Annotated in this window: 19 protein-coding genes, 1 tRNA gene and 2 pseudogenes; 14 read left to right on the top strand and 8 right to left on the bottom strand. The window is 64.2% G+C overall.

The features are described 5' to 3' along the window. Window positions 1–83: 83 nt before the first annotated feature. Window positions 84–159 (bottom strand) — tRNA-Ala (locus MAFF_RS21355). Between the two features lie 172 nt (window positions 160–331). Continuing rightward, window positions 332–718: a TIGR02300 family protein gene (locus MAFF_RS21350; protein ID WP_027047671.1), complete on the bottom strand. Its 387-nt coding sequence runs from the start codon at window positions 716–718 to the stop codon at window positions 332–334. Window positions 719–924: 206 nt separating this feature from the next. On the opposite strand from MAFF_RS21350, the gene aroA reads away from it, so the two are divergent. The 4 genes from aroA to MAFF_RS21330 all read left to right on the top strand — a co-directional run bounded on the left by aroA (window position 925) and on the right by MAFF_RS21330 (window position 6917). Continuing rightward, window positions 925–2283 carry a 3-phosphoshikimate 1-carboxyvinyltransferase gene (gene aroA, locus MAFF_RS21345; protein ID WP_010913039.1) on the top strand — a complete coding sequence of 453 codons (1359 nt, stop codon included), beginning with the start codon at window positions 925–927 and terminating at the stop codon, window positions 2281–2283. A 79-nt stretch (window positions 2284–2362) separates the two neighbouring features. Next, on the top strand, window positions 2363–3013 hold the full coding sequence (gene cmk / locus MAFF_RS21340) for a (d)CMP kinase (RefSeq protein WP_010913038.1): 651 nt from the start codon (window positions 2363–2365) through the stop codon (window positions 3011–3013). A 208-nt stretch (window positions 3014–3221) separates the two neighbouring features. Next, on the top strand, window positions 3222–4919 hold the full coding sequence (rpsA, locus tag MAFF_RS21335) for a 30S ribosomal protein S1 (RefSeq protein WP_010913037.1): 1698 nt from the start codon (window positions 3222–3224) through the stop codon (window positions 4917–4919). 132 nt (window positions 4920–5051) lie between these two features. Further along, window positions 5052–6917 carry a hypothetical protein gene (locus tag MAFF_RS21330; protein WP_044548780.1) on the top strand — a complete coding sequence of 622 codons (1866 nt, stop codon included), beginning with the start codon at window positions 5052–5054 and terminating at the stop codon, window positions 6915–6917. Here MAFF_RS21330 and MAFF_RS21325 read toward each other — a convergent pair. The 4 genes from MAFF_RS21325 to MAFF_RS21310 all read right to left on the bottom strand — a co-directional run bounded on the left by MAFF_RS21325 (window position 6902) and on the right by MAFF_RS21310 (window position 10942). Then, on the bottom strand, window positions 6902–7609 hold the full coding sequence (locus tag MAFF_RS21325) for an SDR family NAD(P)-dependent oxidoreductase (RefSeq protein ID WP_010913035.1): 708 nt from the start codon (window positions 7607–7609) through the stop codon (window positions 6902–6904). The two genes, MAFF_RS21330 and MAFF_RS21325, sit on opposite strands and share 16 nt — an antisense overlap. A 239-nt stretch (window positions 7610–7848) precedes the next feature. Next, the gene (locus tag MAFF_RS21320; protein WP_010913034.1) at window positions 7849–9429 is read right to left on the bottom strand and encodes a 5-guanidino-2-oxopentanoate decarboxylase; all 1581 of its coding nucleotides are present in this window, start codon (window positions 9427–9429) and stop codon (window positions 7849–7851) included. After that, window positions 9426–10073 carry a TetR family transcriptional regulator C-terminal domain-containing protein gene (locus MAFF_RS21315; protein ID WP_010913033.1) on the bottom strand — a complete coding sequence of 216 codons (648 nt, stop codon included), beginning with the start codon at window positions 10071–10073 and terminating at the stop codon, window positions 9426–9428. The genes MAFF_RS21320 and MAFF_RS21315 overlap by 4 nt, the downstream gene beginning before the upstream one ends. Then, window positions 10070–10942, bottom strand: a complete 873-nt coding sequence (locus MAFF_RS21310; RefSeq protein ID WP_010913032.1) for a dimethylarginine dimethylaminohydrolase family protein — start codon at window positions 10940–10942, stop codon at window positions 10070–10072. Before MAFF_RS21310 ends, MAFF_RS21315 begins: the two co-directional genes overlap by 4 nt. 214 nt (window positions 10943–11156) lie before the next feature. On the opposite strand from MAFF_RS21310, the gene MAFF_RS21305 reads away from it, so the two are divergent. The 5 genes from MAFF_RS21305 to MAFF_RS21285 all read left to right on the top strand — a co-directional run bounded on the left by MAFF_RS21305 (window position 11157) and on the right by MAFF_RS21285 (window position 15601). Next, on the top strand, window positions 11157–11972 hold the full coding sequence (locus MAFF_RS21305) for an ABC transporter ATP-binding protein (protein WP_044548776.1): 816 nt from the start codon (window positions 11157–11159) through the stop codon (window positions 11970–11972). Window positions 11973–12024: 52 nt separating this feature from the next. Beyond that, the gene (locus tag MAFF_RS21300; RefSeq protein ID WP_010913030.1) at window positions 12025–12822 is read left to right on the top strand and encodes a transporter substrate-binding domain-containing protein; all 798 of its coding nucleotides are present in this window, start codon (window positions 12025–12027) and stop codon (window positions 12820–12822) included. A gap of 205 nt (window positions 12823–13027) precedes the next feature. Further along, entirely contained in the window at window positions 13028–13693 is a 666-nt protein-coding gene (locus MAFF_RS21295) for an ABC transporter permease (protein WP_010913029.1), read from the top strand. Then, window positions 13693–14502, top strand: coding sequence for an ABC transporter permease (locus MAFF_RS21290; protein ID WP_044551126.1), 810 nt, complete (start codon window positions 13693–13695; stop codon window positions 14500–14502). Before MAFF_RS21295 ends, MAFF_RS21290 begins: the two co-directional genes overlap by 1 nt. Before the next feature lie 97 nt (window positions 14503–14599). Next, entirely contained in the window at window positions 14600–15601 is a 1002-nt protein-coding gene (locus tag MAFF_RS21285; RefSeq protein WP_010913027.1) for an Ldh family oxidoreductase, read from the top strand. A gap of 49 nt (window positions 15602–15650) precedes the next feature. Here the strand turns inward: MAFF_RS21285 and MAFF_RS21280 are convergent, their stop codons facing one another. Continuing rightward, complete coding sequence (locus MAFF_RS21280; protein WP_044551124.1) at window positions 15651–16787, bottom strand: DJ-1/PfpI family protein; 1137 nt, start codon at window positions 16785–16787, stop codon at window positions 15651–15653. Window positions 16788–16875: 88 nt separating this feature from the next. On the opposite strand from MAFF_RS21280, the pseudogene MAFF_RS21275 reads away from it, so the two are divergent. The 3 genes and pseudogenes from MAFF_RS21275 (at window position 16876) to MAFF_RS21270 (ending at window position 19328) form a co-directional block, all read left to right on the top strand. Beyond that, window positions 16876–17831: pseudogene (locus MAFF_RS21275) on the top strand (GlxA family transcriptional regulator). Window positions 17832–18083: 252 nt separating this feature from the next. Further along, window positions 18084–18232: pseudogene (locus tag MAFF_RS40685) on the top strand (DoxX family protein); the annotation flags it as partial. Window positions 18233–18350: 118 nt separating this feature from the next. Next, window positions 18351–19328, top strand: coding sequence for a complex I NDUFA9 subunit family protein (locus tag MAFF_RS21270; protein WP_044551122.1), 978 nt, complete (start codon window positions 18351–18353; stop codon window positions 19326–19328). 169 nt (window positions 19329–19497) lie between these two features. On the opposite strand, the gene MAFF_RS21265 is transcribed toward MAFF_RS21270, so the two are convergent. After that, complete coding sequence (locus MAFF_RS21265) at window positions 19498–20865, bottom strand: cytochrome P450 (protein WP_010913022.1); 1368 nt, start codon at window positions 20863–20865, stop codon at window positions 19498–19500. Window positions 20866–21066: 201 nt separating this feature from the next. Between MAFF_RS21265 and MAFF_RS21260 the strand changes: the two genes are divergently transcribed. Next, a complete protein-coding gene (locus MAFF_RS21260) occupies window positions 21067–21636 on the top strand; it encodes an NADPH-dependent FMN reductase (protein ID WP_044548773.1) in 570 nt (189 codons plus the stop codon). A 92-nt stretch (window positions 21637–21728) separates the two neighbouring features. After that, a complete protein-coding gene (locus MAFF_RS21255; protein WP_044548772.1) occupies window positions 21729–24356 on the top strand; it encodes a caspase family protein in 2628 nt (875 codons plus the stop codon). Window positions 24357–24399: the final 43 nt, after the last annotated feature.

The raw sequence follows: 24399 nt of genomic DNA, 5'->3' as shown, positions 1-24399 counted from the left end.
AATTCTCTTCGATCGGTCGAAGGTAGGCCTGGTCCTTGGCGGACCCGCTGTCGTCAGTCCCTGGCGGATTGGAGAAGACTGTTTGGTGGAGCCAATCGGAATCGAACCGACGACCTCTTGAATGCCATTCAAGCGCTCTCCCAACTGAGCTATGGCCCCACTCCCGGCAGTCAGCCGGCGCCGTTTCCGGCGAAGAGATCAGCGCGGGTTGGAACACCGCGCCGTTAGTGCAGGCGGCTTCTAACCCCGCCTTTCTCAGATATCAAGCCTTGATGAGCGGCTTTTTGTCCACAGGCCGAGAAAGCCTGCAAACGCTTATGTCTCAGGCCTGTTAGACCTCGTCGTCGTCATCGCCGACGCCGATCATGTCGGCAACGTCGTCGTCTTCTTCCTCTTCGTCGGCAAGGAAAGTGTCATCCTCATCGTCGCCGAGGTCGACGTCCTCGTCATCGCCGAGATCGGGCAGGTCGTCGCCCTTGACGTCGTCGTCGGCCTCTTCGAGCGAGACGACTTCAACGCCCTCTTCGTCCTCGGCGTCCACTTCCTTCTCGGCCACTTCCTCTTCCTCCTCGAGGGCGGCGATCTTGCCTTCCTCGAAATAGGAACGCGGATAAGTCTTGCCGGTGTAGGGCGAGACGATCGGGTCCTTGTTCAGGTCGTAGAATTTTCGACCCGTCTCAGGGTCGATACGCTTTGTGCCAAGTTCGGTTTTTGCCACGGCAAGCCTCGTCAATAAAAGAGTGGTCCCCTTAACCACTGTTTGCGGCGCTGTCAAAGCCAAAAGCCGGCGTCACAAAACCAAGTCCTGAAAGGCCTCGCGCCAAGTGACGACCATGGGGATGACCATTTCGCCCCGCCGTGATACGAGACCGCCGCAACAAATGAAAAGCGCCGGCCCGCCGGCATTCCGTCCAGGGAAATTCCATGTCTCACGCCGCCGCTGCCAAGCCGGCCACCGCCCGCAAATCTCAAGCCCTTTCCGGCACCGCGCGCGTGCCGGGCGACAAGTCGATCTCGCATCGCTCCTTCATGTTCGGCGGCCTCGCCTCCGGCGAAACCCGCATCACCGGCCTGCTCGAGGGCGAGGACGTGATGCGCACCGGCGCGGCCATGAAGGCGATGGGCGCGCATATCGAAAAGCGCGGCGCCGAATGGGTGATCCGCGGCACCGGCAACGGCGCGCTCTTACAGCCGGAAGGCCCGCTCGACTTCGGCAATGCCGGCACCGGCTCACGGCTGACCATGGGCCTCGTCGGCACCTACGACATGGAAACCACCTTCATCGGCGATGCCTCGCTGTCCGGCCGGCCGATGGGCCGCGTGCTGGAGCCGCTGCGCCAGATGGGCGTGCAGGTGTTGAAGGCGACGCCCGGCGACCGCATGCCGATCACGCTGCATGGTCCCAAGCACGCCGCCCCGATCACCTACCGCGTGCCGATGGCTTCGGCACAGGTCAAATCGGCGGTGCTGCTCGCCGGCCTCAATACGCCCGGCATCACCACCGTCATCGAACCGGTGATGACGCGCGACCACACCGAAAAGATGCTGAAAGGCTTCGGCGCCAATCTGTCGGTCGAGACCGACGAGCGCGGCGTGCGCCATATCTTCATCGAAGGCCAGGGCAGACTGACCGGCCAGACGATCGCCGTGCCCGGCGATCCGTCCTCGGCCGGCTTCCCGCTGGTGGCGGCGCTGATCGTGCCGGGTTCGGACATCACGATCGAAAACGTGCTGATGAACCCGACCCGCACCGGCTTGCTGCTGACCCTGCAGGAAATGGGCGGCCAGATCGACATTTTGAACCCGCGCAATGCCGGCGGCGAGGACGTCGCCGATCTGCGCGTGCGCTATTCCGAACTCAAGGGCGTCGCGGTGCCGCCGGAGCGGGCACCGTCGATGATCGACGAGTACCCGGTGCTCGCTGTCGCTGCCAGCTTCGCCGAGGGCGAGACGCTGATGCAAGGGCTGGAAGAATTGCGCGTCAAGGAATCCGACCGGCTGTCGGCCGTCGCCAACGGGCTGAAGCTCAACGGCGTCGACTGCACCGAGGGCGAGGCGTCGCTTGCCGTGCGCGGCAGGCCGGGCGGCAAGGGGCTCGGCGGCCATCCCAACGGCCTGGATACGACCGTGCAGACCCATCTCGACCACCGCATCGCCATGAGCTTTCTGGTGATGGGACTGGCGACGGAAAAGCCGGTCACCATCGACGATCAGGCGATGATCGCGACGAGCTTTCCGGAGTTCATGGGGCTGATGACGGGGCTCGGGGCGGAGATCAGGTGACGGTCGTGGCAACCAACAGCCGTGGCACGTTGGCAGGCGGCGAAGGATCTCGGCGCCCAACCCTTTCGTTGGCCAGCCAATGACTCACGTCTTCACCATCGCCATCGACGGTCCCGCCGGTGCCGGCAAGGGCACGCTCGCCCGTCGGCTGGCCGACCACTACCGGCTGAACCTGCTGGACACGGGCCTCACCTATCGGGCGGTGGCCTATGCGCTCATCCAGCACGCGTTGCCGCTCGACAATGTCTCGGCGGCCGAGACCGCGGCGCGCCAGGTCGATATGGCTAAGCTCGACCGGGCGGTGCTGTCGGCGCATGCCATCGGCGAGGCCGCCTCGAAAGTTGCTGTGTATCCGACCGTGCGGCGCATCCTCGTGGAAAAGCAGCGCGCCTTCGCCAGGACGCCGCCGGGCGCGGTGCTGGACGGGCGCGACATCGGCACGGTCGTGTGCCCTGATGCCGACATCAAACTCTATGTGACGGCAAGCGCCGAGGTGCGGGCGATGCGCCGGCTGGCCGAGATCGAAAGCATCGGCGGCACCGCCAATTTCACCGAAATCCTCGCCGACATCGTGCGCCGCGACGAGCGCGACATGGGCCGTGCCGACTCGCCCTTGAAGCCGGCCGCCGACGCGCACTTGCTTGATACCAGCGAAATGGCTATAGAAGCCGCGTTTCTCGCGGCCATGGCGATCGTTGACGACGTGCTGACCAGGAGAAACAAGGCCTGATCCGGGTTTTCTCCCGTGTTTCCGTTGCCGGAAGCGCGGAAAATACCCATATCGGGCACGAACCAGCCTGCCAGCATTCTTCATGCGCCGGAATTGCCGCTTAAAATGCGGCCTAGGGTTTTTTAAACCCGGAACGCCGGCAGGCCAACGCAACGCTAACCCACGGCGCCCGCCCCGCTCAGAGATGCGGGGCACTCCAGGAGAAACAATGTCAGCTGCAAATCCCACTCGCGATGATTTCGCGAGCCTGCTCGAAGAATCATTCACCACCGGCCACTCCGGCGAAGGTCAGGTCGTCAAGGGCACGATCACCGCGATCGAAAAGGACATGGCCATCATCGACGTCGGCCTCAAGGTCGAAGGCCGCGTGCCGCTGAAGGAATTCGGCGTCAAGGGCAAGGACACCACCCTCAAGGTCGGTGACACCGTCGAAGTCTATGTCGAGCGCATCGAGAACGCGCTTGGCGAAGCGATGCTTTCGCGCGAGAAGGCCCGCCGCGAAGAGAGCTGGGTCCGTCTCGAAGAAAAGTTCACCAAGGGTGAGCGCGTCGAAGGCGTCATCTTCAACCAGGTCAAGGGCGGCTTCACCGTCGACCTCGACGGCGCCGTGGCCTTCCTGCCGCGCAGCCAGGTCGATATCCGCCCGATCCGCGACGTCTCCCCGCTGATGCACAACCCGCAGCCCTTCGAGATCCTCAAGATGGATCGCCGCCGCGGCAACATCGTGGTGTCGCGCCGCACCGTGCTCGAGGAGAGCCGCGCCGAACAGCGTTCGGAAATCGTGCAGAACCTCGAGGAAGGCCAGGTTGTCGAAGGCGTCGTCAAGAACATCACCGATTACGGTGCGTTCGTCGACCTCGGCGGCATCGACGGCCTGCTGCATGTCACCGACATGGCCTGGCGCCGCGTCAACCATCCGACCGAAATCCTCAACATCGGTCAGACGGTCAAGGTGCAGATCATCCGCATCAACCAGGAAACCCACCGCATCTCGCTCGGCATGAAGCAGCTCGAGAGCGATCCGTGGTCCGAGATCGGCACCAAGTTCCCGATCGGCAAGAAGATCAAGGGCACCGTCACCAACATCACCGACTACGGCGCGTTCGTCGAGCTGGAGCCGGGCATCGAAGGCCTCATCCACGTTTCGGAAATGTCGTGGACCAAGAAGAACGTGCATCCCGGCAAGATCCTGTCGACGACCCAGGAAGTCGACGTGGTGGTGCTCGAGGTCGATCCGGCCAAGCGCCGCATCTCGCTCGGCCTCAAGCAGACGCTTGAGAATCCGTGGGAAGCCTTCGCGCGCAACCATCCGGTCGGCAGCCAGGTCGAGGGCGAGGTCAAGAACAAGACCGAGTTCGGCCTGTTCATCGGCCTGGAAGGCGACGTGGACGGTATGGTGCACCTCTCAGACCTCGACTGGACCCGTCCGGGCGAGCAGGTCATCGAAGAGTACAATCGCGGCGACATGGTCAAGGCGCAGGTGCTCGACGTCGATATCGAGAAGGAGCGCATCTCGCTCGGCATCAAGCAGCTGGCCCGCGACACGGTCGGCGAAGCAGCGACTTCCGGAGAACTGCGCAAGAACGCCGTGGTCACCTGTGAAGTCATCGGCGTCAAGGATGGCGGTCTGGAAGTGCGGCTGGTCGACAGCGGCATCGAGACCTTCATCAAGCGCTCTGACCTGAGCCGCGACCGCGACGAGCAGCGCCCCGAGCGCTTCACCGTCGGCCAGAAGGTCGATGCCCGTGTCATCGCCTTCGACAAGAAGACCCGCAAGCTGCAGGTCTCGATCAAGGCGCTGGAAATCGCCGAAGAGAAGGAAGCGGTCGCCCAGTACGGCTCGACCGACTCCGGCGCTTCGCTGGGCGATATCCTGGGTGCCGCGCTGAAGAAGCAGGGCAACTAAGGCGTCAGCCATCGATCGCACGCTTCGCGTGCGGTCTTACAAAAAGACCCGCCGGAGCGATCCGGCGGGTTTTTTCTTTACGGGAACATAAACTTCATCGCGTATTTGCCGGTGGTCCAACGGAATACTTCCATGAGCACTGGCGCCAATCGTGCCGCTGCGCAGCCTTCGGTGTTGCTGCGCCTTTACACCAGCTCGCCTGTCCTGTTCTGCTTTTGCGCAATGGCGATCCTGATGATCGTTCTGTGGTCCCTGGGCTTCCAGCTCAACAATGACGCGGACGATCTCCTCAAGCTGCACGAAATCCGTACTTTGCTTGAAACGGGTAACATCTTCGACCGGACGCTGCCCGGCATTGTCCAGCCCGAGCCCTACGTCTCACACTGGCCGTGGATCGTGGACCTGCCCTACGCCGCCTTCGCGCGGCTGTTCGCCCCGTTTGCCGGCGTCGAGCCGGCTTTGATGCTGGCGAGCTTCGCCGTCCCGCTGCTGCTGCTGGCGCCCGCGCTCTATTTCTACAACCGGCTGCTGATCGCCATCGGCTTTGCCTATCCGGCCGTTGCATTGCCGTTGGCTTTGATCTTTGCCGCGCGCAGCTTTTTCGAATTCGCCCCGGGACGGATCGACTATCACAATCTGCAGATCCTGCTTTTGCTGGCGGCCCTGGTTTTGATGATGTCGCAGAACCGCTTTTCGGCCTTCGTCAACGGGCTGCTGGCGGCCCTGGCAATCGCCGTCAGCGCCGAATTCGCGCCGTTCTACGCGCTAGTGATGGCGGTCTATGCCTTTGACTGGATCTTCGACCGCGAGGGCGGCGAAAACAGGATCGCCGGTTTCGGGCTGGCCTTGACCGCCGGCGCGATCGGCCTGTTCGCGGCGATCGTGCCGCCTTCCGCCTATACCACGGTCAGATGCGACACCTATTCGCCGCCGCATGTGACGGCATTGGCCGCGGCGGGGCTTTCATTCGCCGTCGCGCCCTTGCTTGCCGGCCGGCGTGGAGGATGGCCGATGCGCACGGCAATCCTTCCGGTGTTCGCGGCGGCCAGCGCGGCGGTGCTGGTGCTGTTGTTCCCGCAATGCCTGGCCAGCCCCTATGCCTCCATCGACGCCTATGTCCGCGACAACATGATCAACAGAATTCTTCAGGAGTTGAGCCTGTTTCGGCGCCCTGATGTCGTCCTGTCGGCAGGTTTCCTCAGCATGGCGCTGCTGTTTATCGGCGCGCTTGCGCCAGCCGTCATCTGCGCCAGGCCGAAAGGCCGAAGCCGGCCTCTCGTCATATTGACCCTGTTCTCGCTGCTCTCGCTGGCGCTTGCTATCGGTTATGTCCGCTACTACCGCTACCTTCCGATCTTTTCCGGCATTGGCCTCGTCTTCGCCTTGGCGAGCCTCCTGCCGAATGCGGGGTTGGGTCGCTATCTGAAATCGCCGGTGCCGGCGGCATCGCACAGATACGCATTGATCCTGCCCGGTCTCGTTTTGTCCGGAGCAATGGTGCTGTACCACCTGTCGGTAAAACCGGCGCAAGCGGTGGTTCCGGCCGCCGAACTCGCCGACGGCTGCTATTACAGCCCTTTTGAACCGGAACACGGTTGGCCGTCTGGCGCCGTCGTTCTTTCTCCACCGCTGATCGGCGCGCATTTCATTGCCCTTGCCGAAGGTCCCAAGGTGGTGACGATCCCGAACCATCCATCGGCCAAGGGCATCGAGCGCAGCTATCGTTTTCTCGATCCGGCGACTGCCGATCCACGCGCGATACTCGATGCCTCCAAGGCAACACATGTCGCGATTTGCGCCTGGCGCGGCCCGCCATTGCCGGGACTGGAAGCCGCCTATCCATTCGCGGCGGGCCTGATTGAAGGCCACCCGCCGACATGGTTGCGGGAGTGCCCCACGAAAGCTTCATCACCGCTGCGGATCTACAGCTATCGCAATGCCGATGGATCGGATGCCGTCTGCCCGACTTCGACGCTCGCCGCTCAGGCCCGGCCGTAGAGCGGCACCAGCGTTCCGCTCATCGCCTGGTTGGCCGGCGAGGCGAGATAGGCGATGGCTTCCGCCGCCGCTTCGAGGCTGACCCATTTGCTGAAATCGGCATCCGGCATGTCGGCGCGGTTTGCCGGCGTGTCGAGCGTCGACGGCGCCACGGCATTGACCAGGATGCCCTTGGCCTTGAGCTCTTCGGCCATCGCCACCGTCATGGCCGCCACCGCCGCCTTGCTGGCCGTGTAGGCGACCATGCCGGCGCCGCGCCTGGGGTCGAGCCCGGCACGCGCGGTGACATTGACGATGCGGCCTGATGTGCCCAACGCCAGCATCGAGCGGATCGCAGCGCGGCTGCACAGGAAGGTGGTGCGGGCGTTGGTGTCCATCATCTCGGCAAAGGATGCCGATTCGATCTTTTCCACCGGCGCCATGGTGAAGCCGCCGGCGAGATGGATCGATCCCCACAAGGCAGGAACCTGGGCATAGAAGGCTTCGACCTTGGCGGAGTCCGACAGGTCGACATTGTGCGCCAGCTTGACGTTGTCGTGGGCGGTGAAAGGAAATTGCTGGGGTGCCGAGGCGTGTGCGTTCGGCACGTGGCAGATGGCGCCCTGTTCCAGCAGCCGACCAACCACCGCACCGCCGAGAGCGCCGGTCCCACCGGTCACAACGATATGCCTGCCTTGAAGTGTTTCCGTCATCCTGGACCGCTCCTGTCGTGTTTTTATGATTGTGTCGCTTGTTGTGCCGCCCCGACGCGGAGCGTCGCGCCTTTCGGGCGATCACTCAATTGATATCTCGACATGGCAGCCGTCTCGTCTTTGCATGCGTCACTACGCATATTATGGCAATGGCGTCAGCCATGCGGCCGTTGCGGTACAACAGCCGAGCCGACGAAGGATCCGATGCAGACGAGAAAATCAACGCCGAGCTGAAGCCTTCAATCGACGGTGATTTCGATGACGCAAGGCAGTCCGGTTGCCCGGGCGCGCTTCAGGGCCTGCGGCAGAGCGCCGATATCGGCGAGCCGTTCGGCGCCGATGCCATAGGCTTCGGCCAGCTTGCAGAAATCCGGCGGCGCCGGCGAGACCCCGACGGGCTCGACGCCGACATCGAGCATCGAGGTCTCGATCTCACGATAGCCCCTGTTGTTCCAGACCACGAAGATGACCGGCGCCTTTGCATCGAGCGCCGCGCCAAGTTCAGGCAAGGTGAACTGGAAGCCGCCATCGCCGGTCAAGCAGACAACCGGCGCGTCGGGCACGGCAAGTGCGGCGCCGATCGCCGCCGGCGGGCCGTAACCAAGCGCGCCGAAGCCGGTGGCGGCGTTGAACCAGCCGCCCGGGCGGTCGTGATCATAGTAGAGGTTGGCGGCGTAGACCGGCTGCGTCGAATCGCCGACGACGATGGCGCCCGGCAAGGCATCGCGGATCATTTCCACGGCATGCACCTGTGCCAGATAGGCCGGGCTCAGTTCGGCGAACGCCGCCTTCCGCGCGGCGGTGGCGCGCGCCTCTCCATCTGGTGCGGCAGGATGAGCGGTGCCGATCGCGGCGAGCAAGGCTTCGATCGCCTCGGCGCAATCGGCCTGGATGCCGACCGTCACCGGACGGCGCGCGAGCTGGTCAGCGCCGATGTCGATGCGAATCAGATTGGAAGGCAGCACAAAGCCACCGTCGCCATAGCCGTCATAGTCGGTCGGGCCGAATTCGGTGCCGGCGGCAATCACCAGATCGGCCTCGGCCATCAGCGCCCGAACCGCCTTCAGGCTTGGGCTTGCCGGAACGCAGAGCGGGTGGCGATGCAGCAGGCCGCGCGCATTGGTGGTTTCGACGACCGGCGCGCCCAGTGTCTCGGCCAGGCGCCGCAGCGCCATCTCGGCCCGCTTGGCGCCGCCTCCGGCCAGGATCAGCGGACGGCGCGCGGCGGTGATAAGCTTGGCTGCGCTGGCAATGGCCGCGCCATCCGGCGTCGGCGGTGCCGCGTTGCTCAACAGTGCCGCGATATCGTCGGCCGGCTTGACCATGACATCGGTCGGGATCTCGATATGCACCGGGCCCGGCCGCGAGGATGAAAACAGCGCGAAGGCCTGTGCCAGCGCGTCAGGCAATTCGCTTGCCTCGGTGACGCGCCGCGACAACAGCGCCACCTTTTCCATCATGCCGCGCTGGTCCGGCAGCTCATGCAGGAAGCCCAGCCCCTTGCCCAGCGTCGGCGTGGCGTTGACGCCCGATATGACCAGCATCGGCACCGAATCGGCGCGCGCCTGGCCCATGGCGGTGATGGTGTTGGTCAGGCCCGGTCCGGTGATGACGAAGGCGACGCCTGGCCTGCCGCTGGCGCGGGCATAGCCGTCGGCCATGAAGCCGGCGCCCTGTTCATGGCGCGGCGTGACATGACGGATTTTCGAGCGCGCCAGGCCGCGGTAGAGCTCGACCGTGTGGACGCCCGGAATGCCGAAGACGGTATCGACGCCATGCGCTTCGAGCAGTGTGATCAGGGCCTCGCCGAGTGTTGTCATTGATTGTCTTCCCTTTCCGGCGCGAGGCCCAGTTCGGCCTCGACGGTCTTGATGCCAATCGCCGCCAATTCGCCGGGCGAGAACATCTCGCCGGCCAGGCAGCCTTCGATCCAGAGCCCGTCGATGATCGCATTGATCGCGATGGCATGGTGGCGCAACTGGCTTGCGTCCGGCTCGCGCCGTTCGGCGGCGAGCACCTCGGCCACAACGGCTTCCACCTCGTTGCGAAAGCCAAGGTAGCCTTCGCGGTGGGCGCGAGCCAGGCTCGGATCCGCACCGGCGCGGCCGATGAAGGTTGCCCAGAGTGAAAACACCCGCGCGTCGATGATCGGCACGTTGAGGTTGGCGGTGACGAAAGCCGCAAGGCGCCGGCGCGGCGAGGCATCTTCCATGACCAGCGCCGCCTTCGCCTGCTCGGTCATGCGGCCCATGAGCGCGGCATAGGCTTCCTGCAGCAGCTCTTCCTTGCCAGGGAAATAGTGCCGGATCAGGCCAGCGGTGACGCCGGCGCGCAATGCGATGGTGCGCAAGGTGGCGCCCTGCAGGCCACGTTCCGCCACGCTGTCCAGAGTTGCCTCGATCAAATCCTGCCGCCGCCGCTCCTCGCCCTCGCGACGGAACCTGCGGCGGGATGGCGCATTCATTGGCGCAGAATCGGCCGCGTCAGGCATGTCGGCCCGCCTTCGCAGGCGATGCAGAGCGCGTCCGCCTCGAAGATTTCGACCGTGCAGCCGGCGGCTTCCATCGCGGCTTTGGTCTTTGGAAAGCCTGCAACGGCAATGACCTTGAGCGGGTTGGTCGGCAGCACGTTCAGGCTGAGGCCGTTGGAAGCCGCGAACTCTTCGGCATCGCCTTCGACCAGGCGGATGCCGCGCGCCTTCAGCATCTGATAGAACGGGGCCGGCAAAAGCGGTGAATAGACCAAAGCGAGGTCGTCGGCCAGCGGGCTGATCACCGACATCAGATGCAGGCAGGCCTCTTCACCCTGCCACAACGGAAGGTCAAAGCCGTAGACGGAAATGCCCAGCGGCGTCAGCAGGTTGGAGACCTGCTGGATGCCTTCCTGGTTGGAACGGACACCGCGCCCGATCACCAGCGTGCGCGCATCCAGCCAGACACAGTCACCGCCTTCGACCTGGCCTGGGGCCTCGACGCGGCCGAGGATCGGAATGCCCAGTCTTCTATAGGTCTCCTCATGCAGCGAGGGCTCGCTGGCGCGCAACGGCTTGCCCATGGACAGAATCAATGCGCCGCGGTCGGTCATCAGCGATGGGTCGTGCGTGAACACCGAATCCGAAAGTCCATCGGCCTTGTCCTCGATCCATTCGATTTCGGCCCCGGAGGCGGCAACCAATTCAGCAAGCGCCGCGTGCTGCGATGCCGCTTTCGCCGGATTGAAACCTGGGCCATAGTGCCAGGCAGCTCTGTCGGCGTCGCGCATGGCGTTGGCCGCCGACCGCATCAGCACGCGTCGCAGCGGCGCTGCCATGGATTGTGATCCGAAAGCGCTCATCGAAGCCCTTTTTTGGCTGAAAAAAACCGAGAAAATTTCATGGAGGGCTATTTATACACTTGCACAACAAGCTCGCAAGTGCCGTAATGAGCGGGATTGACGGGCTCGCGCCGTTGGGTCCATGCTGAAGTCTGGAGCGGGGCAGTACAGCGTATATGTTGATTAGCCGGATAGACGTTCGACGAACTGCCGCCGACGATGCAGGGGCCGGCCGGTGAGCGCGGTGGAAGCTGCCGCAGTCTCATCCGGCAAGGCGCAGAGTGGCGCCGCCGAAGCCATCCATGTCGAAAACCTGCACAAGAAATTCGGCCAGCTGCATGTGCTGAAGGGCGTATCGCTGTCGGCGCGCGACGGCGAGGTGGTCGCCATCATCGGCGGCTCGGGCTCGGGCAAATCGACGCTGCTGCGCTGCATCAACTGCCTGGAAAATCCGACCAGCGGCGTCATCCGCGTCAATGGCGAGGAGATCAAGCTCAAGGCGGACAGCCATGGACACACCGTTCCGGCCGACCGCAGGCAGATCGAGCGCATCCGCTCCAAGCTCGGCATGGTGTTCCAGAACTTCAACCTGTGGAGCCACATGACGCTGATCGAAAACGTCATCGAGGTTCCCGTGCATGTGCTCGGCGTTAAGCGCGACGAGGCGATCGCCCAGGCCGAAAAGCTGCTGGCGCGCGTCGGGCTTGCCGAAAAGCGCGACGTCTATCCAGCCTATCTTTCGGGCGGCCAGCAGCAGCGCGCCGCAATTGCCCGCGCGCTCGCCATCAATCCGCGCGTCATGCTGTTCGACGAGCCGACCTCGGCGCTCGACCCCGAACTGGTCGGCGAGGTGCTGAAGGTGATCGGCGATCTGGCGCGCGAAGGCCGCACCATGGTGCTGGTCACCCATGAGATGAAATTCGCCCGCGAGGTCGCGACCCACGTCGTCTATCTCTACAACGGGCTGGTCGAGGAAGAAGGGCCGCCGGAGCAGATCTTCGGCGCACCGAAATCCGAAAGGCTCAAGCAGTTCATCCGCAACATCGGCTAGGAAAGCCGGGACGGAAGAAAACCGGGAACCGACAACAAACTGGGAGTTTGAAATGAAGACTGTTCTGAAGACATTCGCCGCGGCACTGCTGCTCGGCGTCGCCGCCATGGGCGTGGCCAAAGCCGATCCGGTCAAGATCGGCGTCGCCGCCGAGCCCTATCCGCCCTTCACCTCGCCGGATGCCTCGGGCAAATGGGTCGGCTGGGAAATCGACTTCATCGACGCCGTGTGCGCCGAAGAGAAACTCGACTGCGTCATCACACCTGTTGCCTGGGACGGCATCATCCCGGCGCTGACCACCAAGAAGATCGACCTCATCGTCTCGTCGATGTCGATCACCGACGAGCGCAAGAAGACGATCGACTTCTCGGACAAGTACTACAACACGCCGACGGCGATCATCGGACCGAAGGACCAGAAGTTCGGCGCCACGCCTGACGACCTCAAGGGCAAGGTGGTCGGCGTCCAAGTGTCGACCGTGCACGCCGTCTACGCCAAGAAGCACTTCGGCTCCACGGCTTCCGAAATCAAGGAGTACCAGACCCAGGACGAAGCCAACCAGGATCTCGCCGCCGGCCGCCTCGATGCGGTGCAGGCCGATTCCATCGCGCTTGGCGAATTCCTGAAGTCCGACCAGGGCAAGGCCTGCTGCGACCTGAAGGGCATGGTGGCTCCGGACGACGAGGTGCTCGGACCGGGCGTCGGCGCCGGCGTGCGCAAGGAAGACACCGACCTGAAGGAAAAGATCAACGCCGGCATCAAGGCGATCCGCTCCAACGGCAAGTATGACGAGATCTCGAAGAAATATTTCGATTTCGACATTTACGGCGGCTCGACGCAGTCGAACTGACGCCCCTCGCATGAGCCGGAGGGCATGACGCCAAAGTTGTGCTCTCCGGCCTATTCTTCCCACGCATGCTTGCCGCCGGCCGCTGGCGTCGGCGGACAAAGCCAGCAATCCGGGGGCAAAGCTGATCGACGCGTTTCTTCCGGCCTCGGCGGCCGGTATCATCGAACTCCTCTCGCCCGCGCCCGTCGGCTGGGGCGGCACACTCATGCTCGGGCTACTGCATTCGCTCGAGATTGCCGTCGGCGCCACGATCGTCGGCCTGCTCATCGGGATCTGCGGCGCCTATGGCAAGCTCTATGGCGGACCGGTCGTGCGCGACCTGCTCGCGGTCTACACCACCGTGGTGCGCGCCGTGCCGGAACTGGTGCTGATCCTGCTGCTCTACTATGCCGGCACCGACCTGATAAACCAGGTGCTGACCGCGATCGGTTACCAGCGTGTCGATATTAGCGGGCTGGTGGCCGGCATAGCCGTGCTTGGCTTCTGCCAGGGCGCCTATTCGACAGAGGTCATGCGCGGCGCGATCCTGGCCATCCCGCAGGGCCAGATCGAAGCCGCCCGCGCCTTCGGCATGTCTCCCAGCCTTCTCTTGCGGCGCATCACGCTGCCGGCGATGCTGCCCTTTGCCATTCCAGGTCTCGCCAATCTGTGGCTGATCGCGACCAAGGACACCGCGCTGCTGGCCGTCGTCGGTTTCTTCGAGCTGACGCTGGCGACACGGCAGGCAGCCGGCGTCACCAAGGCCTATCTGATATTCTATCTCGCCGCCGGCGTTCTCTATCTTGCGGTGACGCTGTTTTCGAACTTCCTGCTTGGCCGCGCCGAGAAATGGGCGCGGCGGGGCATGCCTTCGATCAAGGAGGCACGCTGATGGCGGGCGAAGCGGCCATCATCAACACCGCGGCGCGCGCCTCGCTCTGGCTGCAGCCGCACCGCATCGTCCTCATCCTGATCGCCCTGGGGCTGGTGCTGTCGGCCGCCTTTTTCATGCGATGGAACTGGCTGCCGCAATATTGGGAAATGGGCCTGATGGGCATCTGGCGGGCCCTGTGGATCCTGGCCGTCACCTGCGCGCTCGGCTTCCTGATCGCCGTGCCGGTCGGGCTGGCGCAGGCCGCCGGTTCGATCTGGGTCGCGGCGCCGGCGAAAGTTTTCTGCACCATCATCCGCGGCACGCCGCTGCTCTTGCAGCTGTGGCTGCTCTATTACGGGCTGGGCTCGCTGTTCCCGCAATATCCATGGATCCGCGAGTCCTGGATGTGGCCCTATCTGAGGCAGGCATGGCCGTACGGCGTTCTGGCTCTCACCCTGTCCTTCGCCGGTTACGAGGGCGAAGTGATGCGCGGCGCCTTTGCCGGCGTGCCCCAGGGACAGCTGGAAGCCGCCCGCGCCTTCGGCATGAGCCGCTGGAAGATTTTCCAGCGCATCTTGCTGCCGCAGGCCTTCTACCGGGCTCTGCCGACGCTGACCGGCGAGACCGTGCTGCAATTGAAGTCGACGCCGCTGGTGGCGACGATCAGCGTCATCGATATCTTCGCCGTTGCGGGCAAGGTGCGGCAGGACACCTACCTCACCTACGAGCCCTTGCTGCTGCTGGCGTTGATCTATATGGCGATCACCGGCATTCTGGTCCTGGCCCTCAGCCGGATCGAGGCGCGGATTCCGGTCAAGGTCGGCTAGGAAGAGGTCGTTAGCGAACGGTGAGTAGCGAATAGGGCGTCTCACTATTCGCCCTACTCGCTATTCCCTATTCGCTACTCACTTAGGAACAATTGCGATGCAACTCAGTCTCGACCAGGCAAGAGGACTGTGCCGGATGGCGGCACTCGGCGCCGGCGCCAATGAGGAGGCGGCGCAGTCGCTCACCGCGTCGATCATCGCCGCCGAGGCGGAAGGGCTTTCGACTGTCGGCCTGTCGCATTTCATCGACTATCTCGAAGCCCTGGAGGCCGGGCGCATCGACGGCAATGCCGATCCGGTGATCACCAGGCCGGCGCTGGCCGTCTACCTTTCCGACGCACGCGGCGGGCTGGCGCATACCGGCTTCGACCGGACGATCGACGACCTTGCCAAGGCGGCAAAACTGTTCGGCGTCGCCATCTTCTCGCAGAAGAACGCCTATACATGCGGCGCGCTCGGCTACTTTACCGGAAGGCTGGCGGCACAGGGGCTGGTGTCCTTCGCCGCGACCAACGGCCCGGCCGTTCTTGCCGGCTCGGGCTCGGTCAAGCCGGTCTATTGCACCAATCCGATGTCGTTTGCCGCGCCCGCCGCCGACGGCGCGCCGCTGGTCATCGACCAGTCATCGAGCGCCACCGCCTTCGTCAACATTCGCAAGGCGGCCGAAGACGGCAAGAAGATCCCCGAAGGCTGGGCGCTGGACGCCAGTGGCAACCCGACCACCGACCCGGCCGCCGCCATGAAGGGCGCCATGCTTGCCTTTGGCGGCCAGCGCGGCGCCAACATCGCGCTGATGGTCGAAGTGTTGGCTGCGGGCATTTCCGGGGCCAACTGGTCGCTCGATGCGCCCTGGTTCACCGGCGGGCCCGACAGCCCAGGCACCGGCCTGTTCGTGCTGGCTATCGAGCCCAAGCTGCTCGATCCGGATTTCGAACAGCGCATGAAGGACCAGCTCGACCGCCTGCGCCGCCGCTTCGGCGTGCATGTGCCGGGCCGCGCCCGGGCGGAAGCCGCCGAGAAGGCGCAGGCGCGCGGCATCACCGCGCCCAAGGCGGTGGTGCAGCGTATTTCCGAATTCGCCGAGCGCTATTCGACCTGAATTGCGACGAACGAATGCCTGGCCGGTGCCGGACCTTCAACAGTCCCTTTCACCGGGGATATTCGAGCTGCATGGCGACGAAGTCGGCCGTGCGTGCACCGTGGCGAGCCGAGATGTCTTGAAGCGCCTGGTCGAGCGCCCTCGCCGGCCGCGGATCGGCCGTGGCCGGAACCAACCGGTCCACCGGCCAGTCGGTGGCGATCTGGTCAGGCAAGATACGAAGACCGTCACGGCTGACGATCGCGCTGTCCTTACCGGCGAATGTGACCGCGCCCGAGCGATAGGTTCGCGACCAGGCGTCGGCGACCAGGGCCAGCGACACCTCATCCATGCCTGATGTCAGCGGGATACCGAGCTGTTCATGCCCCAGGACGGCAAGCGTGTTGCCGATCGCCGCCAGCGCGAACGGGCGGGTGAACTTGAAGGCGCCACTGTCATGCCGCGCATCCCAGTGCGCCAGGCCCAGATCGCGGCCGACGGCTTCGGCCTTGTCCCGGCCGGCGATGGCCTCGATCAGGGTCAGCATCATCGGCATCGATGCGGTGATCCCCGTTGTCGTCGCGACACCTTGATCGACGACGAAGCGCCGGTCGGCGACATAGTGAATCGTAGGGTGTTTTTCGCGGAGCTCGCCGACGGAATACCAATGGGTCGTCGCCCGCTTGCCGTCCAACAACCCGCTGGCGCCGACCACTTTGGCGCCAGCGCAGATGCCGATCACCATGGCGCCCTTGGCCGCCTGGCTCCTGATCCATTCCAGCACGTCGGCGTCGTCATCGCGCATCATGGCCGGGACGATGACGTAGTCGGCGCCGTCCGGGTGCTCGGCGTCGAATGCCGTCGTCGTCGCATCGGGCTCGATCTGCAAGGCCGGGTGCAGTCTCATCGGTCCGGGCCGCGTCGCCAGCGCCACGACATCGGCGACATCGGCGCGCCGCAGGATGCCGTAAGGCATGAGATAATCAGTGGTTTCGGTGCCGTCGTTGATGCCGATGATGGCGATCAATGGACGCTGGCGCTTCGGCGACTTCAATGCCGCGAGCGTCGCGGCGGCCTCCCTGGTATCGATTGCCGGCTGAACGGCAGCCTGGGATGCCGCCGGCAGCGACAATAGCCATGCGGCACCCAATGCGAGGAGGGCCACCACGACGCCGAGACCACTCCACAGCATGATACGCAAATTCATGATCCAGTCCTTCCGATCGAAACGCTTGACCATCAACCTAGCTGCGGTAGGACTTGTCCGAAATGACATATATCGCGCAAAAACTGCCATGACCCGCAAGGTTGGCATCATCATTCACCCCGGCTTCCAGTTGCTGGATGCGGCCGGCCCGGCGGCCGCCTTTGAGCTGGCGGAAGGTTTTTGCGTTGGCAGCTACATGCTCGAGATACTGGCGCCCGGCGGAGAGGAGATCGAGAGCTCATCCGGCATGCGGCTTGCGGCCCGGCCTTTGTCGATGGAAGAGCCGCTCGACACCGCCATCATCTCCGGTGGCGAAATCATTCGCTCCATGGCCGCCGCCCAGGAGATCGTCGCCTGGCTTCGGCGCACGGGCGTGAGACGAACGGCGAGCGTGTGCACCGGCGCCTATCTGCTGGCCGAAGCTGGACTTCTCGATGGCAGGCGCGCCACCACCCACTGGTGGAGCACGCACGATTTCGCACGCCGCTACCCCGCAGTGAAACTCGATGCGGAGCGGATCTTCGTCAGGGATGGCAGCGTGTGGACCTCGGCCGGCATTTCGGCCGGCATCGACCTGGCATTGGCGCTCATCGAGGATGATCTCGGCCCGGCCATAGCCCGCCGCGTTGCGCAGCAGCTTGTCGTTCATCAACGCCGCCCCGGCGGCCAGTCGCAATTCTCCGCGCTTGTCGAACTCGGCGGACGGACGGGCCGCTTTATCGAGCTGATCGAATGGATGCGCACCGCGCTGGCCCAGCCGTTGACGGTGGAGTGCCTTGCCGATCGTGCCGCCATGAGCCCGCGGCATTTTGCGCGCGCCTTCAAGGCGGAAACCGGCACCACTCCGGCCAAGGCCGTGGAACGAATTCGCCTGGAGAGCGCGCGGATCGCGGTGGAAACAGCCCCATGTCGCTCGATCGCATCGCGGAAGAGAGCGGCTTCGGCGATGCCGGGCGAATGCGCCGCGCGTTCCTGAGAAGCTTTGGCCAGCCGCCGCAGGCACTCAGGCGGGCAGCGGCGATTTCCCGCAACGGCGGCCGGTAACGTCCTTCGACGCATTCATGTCGCCCCGGCGGTGCGATTTTTTGTGATTTTGTGAACCTTCCTGCATGCCGCGGCGACCAATGGCTGTCCGGGTCGGGTTTGCCCGGTCGGTGTCTTCTGTCGAATGCATCCAGGGCTGGGGCGGGCGTTTTACGCCGTGCTGATACCGTCTCAGGTCAGGCCGCCTCGTTGGACCCTGGTTTCGACATGAGCTTCACCCGGAAAACCCCGCTTCGGCGGGGTTTTCTGCGTTTCGTGCTGCTGGTCACCGTCTGGTTCCACTGGTTGACCATGGGCCAGGGTTATCGGGTGCCGAAAAGTCGATTTTGTGGGCCGCGATCCAGCTCTTCTTCGTCATTCGCGGCAGCAACCTGCACTCGGTTGACGCCCGCATCGGCAAGGCATCTGACAAGCTTTCAAGAGGGGTGACGCGACGACGCGTCACCCTTTGCCTTTGGCGCAAAACCGACTATGAAACGGCTTCAGCCAAGCCATCTGGAAAGTGCGCCGGAGCCAGCCATGACCGAAATCCTGCAGACCCCAAAGCTCGTCGTCGTCTTTGGCGGGTCTGGCTTTGTCGGCCGCCATGTCGTGCGCGCGCTGGCCAAGCGCGGCTATCGCATCCGGGTTGCCTGCCGGCGGCCCGATCTTGCCGGCCATCTGCAGCCGCTCGGCAATGTCGGCCAGATCCAGCCGGTGCAGGCCAATGTGCGCGTGCGCTGGTCGGTCGACCGCGCCGTGCAAGGCGCCGACCATGTCGTCAATCTCGTCGCCATCCTGCATGAAACCGGCCGGCAGAAATTCTCCGCGGTGCACGAATTTGGCTCCCGCGCCGTCGCCGAGGCGGCGCGCTCGGTCGGTGCCGGGTTGACCCATATTTCGGCGCTTGGCGCCGATCTGGACTCCGAATCGGACTATGCGCGCACCAAGGCGCTCGGCGAAAAGGCCGTGCTGGAGACGATCCCCGACGCCGTGATCTTCCGGCCGTCGATCAATTTCGGACCGGAAGACAGCTTCTTCAACCGCTTCGCCAGCATGGCGCGCTATTCGCCGGTGCTGCCGCTGATCGGCGGCGGCCAGACCAAGTTCCAGCCGGTCTATGTCGGCGATGTCGCCGAAGCGGTGGCGCGCTCGGTCGACGGCAAGATCGATCGCGGCCAGATCTACGAGCTTGGCGGCCCCAACGTGCTCACCTTCAAGGAATGCATGGAAGAGCTGTTGACCGTGATCGAGCGCAAGCGACTGCTGGTGCCGGTGCCGTGGTGGGTGGCCAACATCCAGGCCTCGATCCTCGGCCTGTTGCCCAATCCGCTGCTGACCAAGGACCAGGTGATGCAGCTGCGCGAGCACAACATCGTCTCGGAAGCCGCCGCCAAGGCCAACCGGACGCTCGCCGGGCTCGGCATCCAGCCGCAATCGATCGCGACGATCCTGCCGAGCTACCTCTGGCGCTTCCGCGCCGCCGGCCAGTTCCAGCAGCGCAAGCCAGCGGCATAAGCCCTAGGCGTGTTGATATTCAGGTCAGGCCGAGTCGAGAACGTTGGGTTCCGAGAACCGGAGCGGAGCGTACTCAAGTACGTGAGCACAGTTCTACTGCGACGCAGTAGAACGGGGAAGCGCAGGAAGCCATCGTTCGCAGGCCGGCATCACCTGAATATCAGCACGCCTAGCGAGGCGTGACCTGCATCGGCAGCCCACCTTGCGGCTGGGTCGTCAGCTTCTGCACCGGCCAGGGTTTGGTTTCGGCCGTGGTGTCGAAGCGGAAGCGCGACAAAAGGATGGCGAGCGCAATGATTGCTTCCTGCATGGCGAAGCTGGCGCCGATGCAGACGCGCGGCCCCGCACCGAACGGCAGATACTGGAAGCGATCGATCTTCTCACGGTTGCCCGGGTGGAAGCGCTCGGGCAGGAAGGCATCGGGCCTGTCCCACAGCTTCCTGTGGCGATGGACGACCCAGGGCATGACCAGCACGGCCGCGTGCCTGGGGATATAAAGATCCTTCCACATCTCCGGCTCGATCGGCTCGCGGTTGATCGAGGGCGCCGGCGGATAGAGCCGAAGCGCCTCGTCGAAGGCGGCGCGGGTCAACGGCATGGCGTCGAGCCACTTCGTCGGATCGGGTTCGCGCGCCAGCACCTCATCGATCTCCTGCTCGACCCGATTGCGCTCCCATGGCGATTCGGCGAGGCAGTAAAGCGTCCAGCCCAGCGCCCGCGCGGTGGTCTCATGGCCGGCGCCAATGAAGGTGATGATGTTGTCCTCGACCTCCGAGCGCGTCAGCCCGTCGGGACCTTCGGCCTTGAGCAGCAGCGTCAGGAAATCCTGCGGCACCGCATCGGGATCGCGCCTGAATTTCTCTTCGCGCATCTTGACCGTATCGGTCACGATCTTGCGGAAATAGGCCATGGTCTTGCGGCCGCGGATGCGGGTGAGCCGCGGCAGCCAGTCGGGTGCGCGCAACAGATCAAGCGGATCGACGCGGCCCATGGTCTCGAACAAGCGGTCGATCTCGTTGGCGAAACTGCCCGGCTCGCCCGCGATCTCGCCGGAGAACAGCGTCTCGGCGAGGATATCGTAAGTGAGCAACGTCATGTCATGGGCGATGTCGGACGCGCCGCCCTCTTCGTAGCGGGTGACGAACTCCTTAGTGCGCTTCAACATCGGCTGGGCAAAGCCGAAAATATGGCGCGGCGTGAACACCGGCGCCATCGCCTTGCGCGACCGCTTCCACACCTCGCCCTCGGCGGTCAGCAAGCCATCGCGCAGGATTGGCCGCAGGATCTTCTGGCGCACCGTCGCCATCTTGTAGTTCTTGGCGTTGTCGACCAGCACATGGCGGATTAGGCCGGGATCGTTGGCGACGATCAGATGGCCCCCGACGCCATTCGCGGAAATCCACGGCTCGTTGTAGGTCGGCTCGCCCCACAGTTCGAGCGGATTGCGATAGACGATGCGGATCATCTCCAGCGTCGAAGGCGGCGACGTGCGCGGCTTCGGCGCGGGGGGAACAAAGGGGGCGGGCTGAGTGTCCATGAAGTGCTCCGCTGCTCGCATCAATGTAGTGGCTGGCAATCCCGGCGTCCATGTGACCGCAAGGCAGGCAATTCGCGGCGCGAAAGCAGACGCTCCGTTCATCCGATCGTGACCCTTTCGCTGGGTGTCCCGCCTTGTCCGCCGGGACGCTCTGCCGTAGTGACAGTCACAAAGAGATACCGCCTGACAGGGGAGCCCGCCTTGAAGCACCAGTTGAACATCATCATCGGCAGCACGCGGCCCGGCCGCGCCGGTCCGGTTTTTGCCGAGTGGCTGGATACGTTCGCGCGTGAGCACGGGAAGTTCGAGCCGGTGCTGACCGACATCGCCGCGTTCCACCTGCCGGTGCTGGACGAGCCGCACCATCCGAGGCTTGGCAATTATCAGAACGACCACACCAAGGCCTGGTCGAAGGCGATCGACGCCGCCGACGCCTTTGTCTTCGTGGCGCCGGAGTATAATTATTTCGCAGCGCCAGCGATCGTCAACGCGATCGACTACCTGCTGCGCGAATGGAAGTACAAGCCGGCCGCCGTTTTCAGCTATGGCGGCGTGTCCGGTGGCCTGCGCGCGGCGCAGGCGCTGAAGCCGCTTTTGACCTCGGTGGGGATCATGCCGATCCCGGAAGGCGTCGCGCTGCCGATGTATCAGAAGCTGCTCGACGAGAACGGCGCCTTCAACGCCAGCGAACAGGTGATCGGCGGCGCCAAGGCCATGCTGGACGAACTGTTGCGCTGGAGCGAGGCGTTGAAACCCATGCGCGCTGCCTGAGAACGCCGGTCTTTTGCCTAGCGCCCCCGGCTTGCCCGCGCCATAAAGAGGTGGAATGGTCGGTGGGTGACTGAGCCGGGGGCGGTTCTAAATTGCGCTTGCTGTTTGCCTTGCTGCTGACGATTGCGACCACCGCCACCGCGGTGGCGGAACGGCGCGTGGCGCTGGTCATGGCCGACAACGACTACCGGCTGGTCCGGCCGCTGGCCAATCCCATCCATGACGGCGAGGCGATGGAAGCCGCACTTAAGAAGCTCGGCTTCGAGGTCATCCTCGAAACCAACCGGGACCTTCGGCGCATGCGACGCGCGCTCGACGACTTTCGCGAGGATGCCAAGGGCGCCGATGTCGCGCTGGTTTATTTCTCCGGCCATGGCGTCGAAATCTCCGGTGACAACCGGCTGCTGCCAGTCGATGCCGACGCGTCGTCGGTCGATCAACTGGACAAGACCAGCCTGCCGCTGGAGGAGGTGCGCGATGCCGTCGCCGCGACCGCCAAGGTCGGGCTGATCGTGCTCGATGCCTGCCGCAGCGATCCCTTCTCGGCTAGCAGCGGCGATGGTCGCGGCGCGACCTCGCTGACCAAGGATGTCGCCGACAAGGTCAAGCCGGGCCTCGGCCGCGTCGGGCGGGCGGAAAACATCCTGTTCGCCTTTTCGGCCGCCCCTGGCGAGACGGCCGCCGATGGAACCGGAGAGAATTCGCCCTTCACGACGGCGCTGACCAAATATCTCGCCACGGACGGGCTCGAGATCCGCTCGGTGCTGACCTTGGTGCAGCAGGAAGTCTATGACCTGTCGCGCGGCAAGCAGTTGCCCTATGTCGAAAGCGGCCTGCCGAAACTGTTCTTTGCCGCTGCCGCCAAGGAACAGCTGCCAGAGCGCGAACGGCTGCTGCTCGCCATGGCCGACGTGACGCCGGAAATGCGCGGCGAGGTCGAGCAGATCGCCAGCGATGCCGACATGCCGCTGGCGCCGCTCTATGGCGCGCTGATCAGTTCCGACGCCAGCCATCTCTCCGCCGACAGCCTGAACGCCCGGCTGCGCGAGGCCGCCGACGCCTTCGTCAAGGTGCGCAGCGAAATGAAGACGCTCGCCTCCGACGATCCGCAGGTGGCGGAATTGCGCCGGCAGGCCGAGGAACAGCTTTCACTAGGCGCCTTCGATGGCGCCCGCGCTCTTCTGGCCAAGGCCGCCGACATCGACAATGTTTCGCGCCAGGCGCTGAAGGTCAATTTCGCCAGCCGCACCCTGTCCGAGGCCGCGACGCGTTTTCTATCCGGTGGTGCGGCGCGCGCCGACCTCGACTACACCACGGCCATTGGTGACTTTGAAACGGTGCTGTCGCTGTATGGTGAGGCTGGGCAGACCTCGCTCAGCCTGGAACAGGCCGACCGTCAGAGCCGCACGCTGGAGGAACTCGGTATCCTCTATACGACGGTGGGCAATGTCGAGGCGGCCGGCCGCGCCTTTACCGCGCTGTTGACCAATCTCGAGCAGCGGTCGCGTCAGGAAACAGACCCCAGCGTCAAGCGCGATCTCGCCATCAGCCACATCAAGCTCGCCAACATAAAGATGGTGCAAGGCGACCTGCCAACCTCCCTAGAGCACTATGAGGCGGCCAGGGACATGCTGCAGGACCTGACCGCAAGCGTGCCGGACGAGAAAAGCTGGCTCGGTGATCTTGCCATGGCCAATGACAAGATCGGCAACGTGCTGGCGACGCAGGGCGATGTGGGTGCGGCGGCCAAGGCCTACCAGCAAAGCCTGTCGATCAAGCGGAAATTGGTGGATGCTCAGCCGAACAGCGCCTCCCTGCTGCGCGACCTGACCATAACCTATGATGAAATCGGCGACCTTGCCCGGACCGCCGGGCAGTTGGACGGCGCCCAGACGGCCTTTGAAGAGAGCCTGAGAATTCGGCTTGTGTTGGCTGAGAACAAACCCGATCCTGAGCGCCAGCGCGCGGTTTCTGTCAGCCATGAGAGGATCGGGGATGTACTGCGCGAGCGCGGCGACGCCGCCGGGGCGCTCGTGGCCTACAGCAAGAGCCAGGCGATCGCCGAGGAACTGGTACGCCATGACCCTAACGACACCGACTTGAAGCGCGACCTGTCGATCAGTTACGCCAAGATCGGCAACGCGCTCAACGACCAGGAGAACTGGCCGGCCGCGCTGGCTTCCTATCAGCAAGCGCTGGCCGTGGCGCGCGAACTTGCCGCTGATGACCCTGGCAACACCGACTGGCAGCGCGACCTGTCGGTCTGTCTGGAAAAGGTTGCCGGTGTGCTTGATGCCCAGGGCGATATCCGCAGCGCACTGCAAAACTACCAGGACAGTCTTGCCATTGTCGATCGGCTGACCAAGCTCGATCCAGGTAATTCCGACTGGCAACGCGACCTGTCGATTACGCTTTCGGAAATCGGCATGCTGGAGACCAGACAGCGCCATTTCGAGGGCTCAAGGAAGGCCTTCGAAGCCAGCCTCGGCATCCGCCAGAAACTCGCCCAGTCCGATCCGAACAATGCCATCTGGCAATTTGATCTAGTACAGGCCTACATCAACTATGCCTATGTGGCGAAGGATCCGAAGGCTGTGCTGACCAAGGCGCTGAACCTGACGCTGGACCTCGACCGCACAGGCCGGCTGGCGCCAAGAGACAAACCCACGATCAAATATTTGCGCGGCCTTCTCGCCAAACTCAACGCCGGAAAAAAATAGCCGGCTGCCGGCCCAGGATTTGGGCCGGAAATGCCCGCAAACC

It is taken from the genome of Mesorhizobium japonicum MAFF 303099 (assembly GCF_000009625.1).
Classification (GTDB): Bacteria; Pseudomonadota; Alphaproteobacteria; order Rhizobiales; family Rhizobiaceae; genus Mesorhizobium; species Mesorhizobium japonicum.
This window is presented reverse-complemented; position numbering and strand designations above follow the sequence as displayed.

What these genes read in the sequence shown, in the direction of transcription:
- aroA (WP_010913039.1), top strand. Translation starts at nt 925, where the DNA reads ATGTCTCACGCCGCCGCTGCCAAGCCGGCCACCGCCCGCAAATCTCAA.
- cmk (WP_010913038.1), top strand. Translation starts at nt 2,363, where the DNA reads ATGACTCACGTCTTCACCATCGCCATCGACGGTCCCGCCGGTGCCGGC.
- rpsA (WP_010913037.1), top strand. Translation starts at nt 3,222, where the DNA reads ATGTCAGCTGCAAATCCCACTCGCGATGATTTCGCGAGCCTGCTCGAA.
- MAFF_RS21330 (WP_044548780.1), top strand. Translation starts at nt 5,052, where the DNA reads ATGAGCACTGGCGCCAATCGTGCCGCTGCGCAGCCTTCGGTGTTGCTG.
- MAFF_RS21325 (WP_010913035.1), bottom strand. Translation starts at nt 7,609, where the DNA reads ATGACGGAAACACTTCAAGGCAGGCATATCGTTGTGACCGGTGGGACC.
- MAFF_RS21320 (WP_010913034.1), bottom strand. Translation starts at nt 9,429, where the DNA reads ATGACAACACTCGGCGAGGCCCTGATCACACTGCTCGAAGCGCATGGC.
- MAFF_RS21315 (WP_010913033.1), bottom strand. Translation starts at nt 10,073, where the DNA reads ATGAATGCGCCATCCCGCCGCAGGTTCCGTCGCGAGGGCGAGGAGCGG.
- MAFF_RS21310 (WP_010913032.1), bottom strand. Translation starts at nt 10,942, where the DNA reads ATGAGCGCTTTCGGATCACAATCCATGGCAGCGCCGCTGCGACGCGTG.
- MAFF_RS21300 (WP_010913030.1), top strand. Translation starts at nt 12,025, where the DNA reads ATGAAGACTGTTCTGAAGACATTCGCCGCGGCACTGCTGCTCGGCGTC.
- MAFF_RS21295 (WP_010913029.1), top strand. Translation starts at nt 13,028, where the DNA reads ATGCTCGGGCTACTGCATTCGCTCGAGATTGCCGTCGGCGCCACGATC.
- MAFF_RS21290 (WP_044551126.1), top strand. Translation starts at nt 13,693, where the DNA reads ATGGCGGGCGAAGCGGCCATCATCAACACCGCGGCGCGCGCCTCGCTC.
- MAFF_RS21285 (WP_010913027.1), top strand. Translation starts at nt 14,600, where the DNA reads ATGCAACTCAGTCTCGACCAGGCAAGAGGACTGTGCCGGATGGCGGCA.
- MAFF_RS21280 (WP_044551124.1), bottom strand. Translation starts at nt 16,787, where the DNA reads ATGAATTTGCGTATCATGCTGTGGAGTGGTCTCGGCGTCGTGGTGGCC.
- MAFF_RS21270 (WP_044551122.1), top strand. Translation starts at nt 18,351, where the DNA reads ATGACCGAAATCCTGCAGACCCCAAAGCTCGTCGTCGTCTTTGGCGGG.
- MAFF_RS21265 (WP_010913022.1), bottom strand. Translation starts at nt 20,865, where the DNA reads ATGGACACTCAGCCCGCCCCCTTTGTTCCCCCCGCGCCGAAGCCGCGC.